The 5,492-nt window shown below is 38.8% G+C and carries 6 protein-coding genes; all 6 read right to left on the bottom strand.

Going from position 1 to position 5,492, the window contains the following annotated elements; all coding sequences use genetic code 11:
- Window positions 1–75 precede the first annotated feature (75 nt).
- Window positions 76–267, bottom strand: coding sequence for a hypothetical protein (locus F6K40_RS38455; protein WP_293145033.1), 192 nt, complete (start codon window positions 265–267; stop codon window positions 76–78).
- A 215-nt stretch (window positions 268–482) separates the two neighbouring features.
- Window positions 483–1,355: an RpnC/YadD family protein gene (locus F6K40_RS38450; RefSeq protein WP_293145030.1), complete on the bottom strand. Its 873-nt coding sequence runs from the start codon at window positions 1,353–1,355 to the stop codon at window positions 483–485.
- A gap of 452 nt (window positions 1,356–1,807) precedes the next feature.
- Window positions 1,808–2,800 carry a chlorophyll synthase ChlG gene (gene chlG / locus F6K40_RS38445; RefSeq protein ID WP_293145027.1) on the bottom strand — a complete coding sequence of 331 codons (993 nt, stop codon included), beginning with the start codon at window positions 2,798–2,800 and terminating at the stop codon, window positions 1,808–1,810.
- Window positions 2,801–3,056: 256 nt separating this feature from the next.
- Window positions 3,057–3,758 carry a methylthioribulose 1-phosphate dehydratase gene (gene mtnB / locus F6K40_RS38440; RefSeq protein WP_293145025.1) on the bottom strand — a complete coding sequence of 234 codons (702 nt, stop codon included), beginning with the start codon at window positions 3,756–3,758 and terminating at the stop codon, window positions 3,057–3,059.
- 126 nt (window positions 3,759–3,884) lie between these two features.
- Window positions 3,885–4,058, bottom strand: coding sequence for a hypothetical protein (locus F6K40_RS38435; protein WP_293145022.1), 174 nt, complete (start codon window positions 4,056–4,058; stop codon window positions 3,885–3,887).
- A 31-nt stretch (window positions 4,059–4,089) separates the two neighbouring features.
- On the bottom strand, window positions 4,090–5,205 hold the full coding sequence (locus F6K40_RS38430; RefSeq protein ID WP_293145019.1) for a Get3/ArsA fold putative tail anchor-mediating ATPase NosAFP: 1,116 nt from the start codon (window positions 5,203–5,205) through the stop codon (window positions 4,090–4,092).
- Window positions 5,206–5,492: the final 287 nt, after the last annotated feature.

Below are 5,492 nucleotides of genomic sequence, written 5' to 3'. Positions count from 1 at the left end.
TTTCGGTTGTGCATCAATAAAGTGTAGGAAACGCCCTAGTATGCCTGGCCAATATAATCTAAAAGCACTGATATATCAAGGTTTAAGGCACTTATAGAGCGAAAAAAGTGCAAATTTTTTAGCCTTTAAGACTAAAAAGTTAGGACGGGTAGCAGACACTTTCCAAAAAGATACAAGTACAATTATTCCTCCTACTTCCCACACTTCCCACACTTCCCACACTTCCCACACTTCCCACACTTCCCACCCTCCCCACACTTCCCACACTTCCTTGAGGCACTACCCGGGTTTCTTTGTGTAATATTATGTCCAGATAAGAACGCGATAGAACTCCGTTCCGCTGACGCGTTTCATGTCGCGCAGCGAAACAAAAAAATTCTTCCTCTTCTCTCCTGTCTCCTGAATCATGTCTGCTGATAACTGATAACTGATAACTGATAACTGATAACTGAAAAAGCGATCGCTACTCCCAGCAGCAAATTCTATTGATAAATTTGCCGTAATTGCTCAATAGTTTCCACAGTTTTAAGAGAGGAAAGAATTGTTTCTAAAACCTGAATATTTTCAATAGTATTAATCTCTGAAAATATCTCTTTTCCTAATTCCCCAAATTTCAATTCTAATCCGATTTCTATTCCAGAAAGTATTCCTTGTTGTTGACCTTGTTGTTGACCGATTTCAATTCCTTCTTGTAAAATTTGTTGATACCAAGGAGATTGTTGTAATACTGCCATATCCCACCTCATTATTTGTTGTATTACTTCCGTTTTTAACACAAAGGTAGCAAAAAATGCTAGTAAATTTTCTAATTCTAAAAGTTGTTCATCCTCCCGTAAAAGTTGCAAAGCTTTTCTCACAGTTGCTTCTTCTCCACCTCCTTTCAGAATAGGAACAAAAGGCAATAAAGAAGGAAGAGGTTGTTGAAAAACTGCATCTGCCTCTACTTCCCACAAATTAATAACTCTATAGTCTTGATATCCTTTCAGATTCAAAAATTCTGATTCATAACAATTGACTATTTCTGTGGTTTCGCTTGGTTGGAGAATATTTATTAACACAGGATAAACTGGTTTTTTGTACTTTTCCCTTGCTAATGCAGCATAAGCATTCATCCGAGTTAGCATTTCTGAATCGTATCTTAATTGTATTTCATTCAGAACTAGAAATTCTCCATGTTCTTGACTAGAAACACGCATTAAAACATCCCCTTCTCGACTTAACCACTGGAAGTCTGAAGAAATAATTTCTTTGACACTAACATTAGGAATTTCACTCACCCATTCTACCCAACGACTAGGGGAAATTCCGATTAAGCGTTTACTGCTAATATCGACTTTTTTTGTTTTTTTTGTCATTCGATGAAATCTAGTTTATTCTGTCTGTTGAAAATTAATAACAGAGGGAGTAGAGAGTCGGGAGTAGGGGGAAATAATTGATTTACAGCGCTTTTCAGTTGAGTAGACCACAAAACTGTTGTAGGAGTAATGAGTAATGAGTAATGAGTTAGGAGTAATGAGTTAGGAGTCAGTATCATTGTGGTTTATTCAGATGAAAACCGCTGTAATTTTTTATTATTGGAGATACCTAATAGTAGGGGCAAATTCCAGTTTAAATTAATACAGCATATTTCAGGTAAATGAGGTTAATTTACCGTACAAAAATGTGCCCAGTGCGGGCATCTTGCCCGCGACTGGTGTACCTTACTAATCTGAAATGCGCTGTAATATCAACATGATAAAATTTTCAACCTTCTTCCTTGCTGATAACTGATATGCTGATAACTGATAACTGATAACTGATAACTGAATTAAACTCCTGCATGACCTAAAGCTAAACCTGTAATTAACATTCCCAATACTAAAAAAGGTTGAGCGCTAGCTTGATATTTCACATCATTTTCTAGAGGATTTCTGAGAAAATACATATCCTGAAAAGTAATCTGAGGAATTACCATTAACAACAAAATAACAGCATACAAATTTTCTTGAATGCTAATTAAATAAACTGCAACTCCAGCTTGAAAAATATCAATCATCAGTACACAAATCCAAGCAGCAGTACCAATACCAAACATAACTGGAAGTGACTTTAAACCCAACTTTTCATCTCCTTCCACACTCTTAAAATCATTAACTACCGCAATTCCTAATCCTGCAAAACTATAAAACAAAGTCAGAATTACAATAGTTAAATTTAACTCTCCAAATAAAGCATGACCAGTCCACCAAGGCAAAGCAATATAACTAGAACCTAAAGCATAATTTCCCAACCAACCATTTTGTTTTAACTTCAGTGGTGGTGCAGAATAAATATAAGCTATAAATGCACCAAAGAAACAAAGCACAGTAATAATTGGAAAATCGTGACCAACAGACAAATCTAGGATATATGATAAACCAACTCCTGCTAATAACAAAAAAACAATTTGAGTTACAACTTGAGGAATAGAAATTGCACCAGAAGGAATAGGTCGATAAGGTTCATTAATAGCGTCTATTTCCCGGTCATAAAAATCATTTAAAGTTTGTGTATAACCAGCCATCAAAGGTCCTGCTAATAACATACAAGCAGCAGATATCAACACATTTTCTAGACTCCAACTATAATTTCCTGAAGATGCAGCTCCACAAACTACTCCCCATATTAACGGAATCCAGGTTATAGGTTTCATTAATTGCAGGCGGATTTTCCAAATATTAGTTTCTCCACTTGCCGCACCTTTCATTCCTAATAGTTGTCTGGTTTTAGCAGTGCTATTTTCAGTTTCTTTTTGTTCTTGTTTTGGTTCTTGATTAGTCATTTTTAATTTGATTATTTTGATTACTCGAGACTACAAAGTTCTGAGTGGAAAAAAATATTCCCCAACTTTTAGTGGGGAATGGTGCATACTGGTTCAAGACTCTAAATTTTTACTATACAGCAGTTTTCAGGTCAATGAACCACATAAAAAAATGATAACCTTATGAGGATGCCATTCGCCCCTACTTTGTGGTTTACTCAAATGAAAAGCGCTGTAATACAATTAATTTTATCTAGCTATTTAGATTATCTATCCCTCATGGGTTCTCAAGATGGATGGGTAAACCTAAGCGATGGGCTTCTACTACCGCACGGAACAGGTAGTCGTAGCATTCAGCCTGAGTCTTCGCGTGGCCCCAATCTTTCCCCCAGACGTAGACCCCGTGGCCAGCGACAATGACAGCGTCCACATCGGGGTTAGCTTCGATGGCTACCGTGAGGCTGTCGGTAAGCTGGGACTCACGGGGAGTATTAGGGATGATTGGCACCTCAACTGTTTCAAAGCAGCCACGGCCACGCAAACCCTTTTGCATCTCTAGGTTGCAGCTACGAAAGACGCCTGGCTCACCGTTGTGGGAACACAGATGTGCAGTCAACATTGCCCAGATCGAGTGGCTGTGCAGAACTGCCCCAGCGTTGCGCAGTCGGTAAGCAGCCATAAAGAGTGGCGTACACTCGCTCATACGCAAGTTGGAATTAGCCGCAGGTCGTAGAACCTCTGCGCGATCGAGAACTCTGGCGTCGAGGAGGAACACATCCTCCGGGGATATCCGTTCCTTCTGTACCCCCGATGGTGCGACGTGGATGCCATCTTCGTCACGGATGGAAATGCCTCCACCAGTGCCACTTGCCCAACCTAAACTGTAGAAGTGCCGACAGAGTTCGCAGACCAGTTCATCGGTATCACCATAATCCCATTGCTTTTGTTGAGTAACAGGAGAATTTGAAGATTGATTCATTTTTATTACCCTAATTTAATGCTGGATATGGCAAATTTTAGTTTCATAAACCCAGTTTATACTATAAGTTTTAATCATTTACTGTAGGGGTTTGGTCTCCAAACCTAAGCTAAATTGGTTGTTTGATTAATATCTCGGAAAATTGCTATAAACTTTCTGGTTACCAAACTCAAAAATCAATCTTTTTCCTACTCCCCACACCTCCCACACTCCCCACACCTCCCACACCTCCCACACTCCCCACACCTCCCACACTCCCCACACCTCCCACACCTCCCACACCTCCCACCCTTCCCACACCTCCCACACTCTCCTACTCCCTATTCCCTAATTAAAAAGAAATAATCAAATAATCATTTTGGAATTTTGCACCAGTGACAGGTTTTCCATTTAGAGGTGGAGGAAGTAATATATTTCTCCTCTGGTCTCCCGCTTCAATAGTTACCTCTGGCCCATTAGTAGTAAGTGCAATTTGTTTTTTATCAAAACTAGGCAAAAATAAACTTACTTGACTTTTTTCAATATCTATAATAATAGGCTTAGGAGCCTTAACTGCTTGACTAAAATCTGGTAGAGCATCTATTAGAGGTTTCCAATCTTCAGTAGAACGACGGGGAACAGGAGCTACTGATAATGGTGCAAATTCAGCAGTAATTGGTGAAGATTCAGCAGTAATATTATCCACCAAGTCTGCCTGATTAAGAATTACTCCCCCTACAGTTAGATTAACTTGTTGGGCACTTCCCCATAAATATCTTGCTGTAGCGATCGCTGCCTTATCATCTGTAGTAACCAAATATGCTGCTACCCTATTTGGATCGGCTATAGTAGCTTTGGCATTATCTAACAGTTCATTCATTTTTGCCGTCGGTTGAGAAAAATTATCCCCTGTCCAATCAACATTCAGAATAGCACTACTAACAGGTTGAACAAATGGAGAAATAGCTTTGTAGAGGTCTGAGTCGAGAATAACTTGACGGAAGCGACGAATATACCAACTCATAACTTCCGCCGAACCTAAAAGTCGTAAAGTCTCCTTATCTCCGGTGCCATCGTAAATAATTACATCATATTCCCCACTAGCACTATATCCACGCATAACATTAATGGTCAGAATTCCTTCTACTCCTGGTAATACTCCCAGTTCTTGACCATATACCTTTTTAAAGAAGGGCGTACGGATATATTCAGCTTCTAGTTTTTTGAGTTCTTCCCAACCGCTTTCTAGTAAACTTGCTGCCTGAATATTGACAGCTTTGAGATTCGAGTCTATTTCTGTAGGTTTAGAACTAATATCAGTACCCAATATTAAAGATAATGTGGAGGCAGGTTCTTGTCCCACAAATAGAACTTTTTTACCTTGGCTAGCGTATCGTTTGGCAGTGGCAAATGCAATAGTTGTTTTACCAGTGCCACCTTTACCCAAAAATGTATAAGTAGTAGTCATTTAAGTTATTAGTTATCAGTTATTAGTTATCAGTAGCTCCAGGTAAAGTCAGAACCTTGAAATACTGAAGTTTATTTTTTTTATGCCCTTAAAAGGGGAGCCTTGAGACCTGATTTTTGGGTCATTATTTATCTACCAAAAGTTTAGAATCAAGGAACATTTATATTTTGTAATTATTTAGGTGATTTAGCAATCATACTTTAGTTATGGTTGATTTAGCTGATGTCCTAAATCTATACCAAAGATTTTAAAGTTTAACTTCTCCGGCGGGAAGTCCCGCGCTCTCC

The sequence above is a fragment of the Okeania sp. SIO3I5 genome (assembly GCF_010672085.1).
Taxonomy (GTDB): domain Bacteria; phylum Cyanobacteriota; class Cyanobacteriia; order Cyanobacteriales; family Microcoleaceae; genus Trichodesmium.
The sequence above is the reverse complement of the archived record's forward strand: the minus strand, read 5'-3'. Positions and strand labels throughout refer to the sequence as shown.

Excerpts from the sequence above, each read along its gene's own strand:
- F6K40_RS38450 (WP_293145030.1), bottom strand. The coding sequence starts at position 1,355 with ATGACAAAAAAAACAAAAAAAGTCGATATTAGCAGTAAACGCTTAATC.
- F6K40_RS38430 (WP_293145019.1), bottom strand. The coding sequence starts at position 5,205 with ATGACTACTACTTATACATTTTTGGGTAAAGGTGGCACTGGTAAAACA.
- chlG (WP_293145027.1), bottom strand. The coding sequence starts at position 2,800 with ATGACTAATCAAGAACCAAAACAAGAACAAAAAGAAACTGAAAATAGC.
- mtnB (WP_293145025.1), bottom strand. The coding sequence starts at position 3,758 with ATGAATCAATCTTCAAATTCTCCTGTTACTCAACAAAAGCAATGGGAT.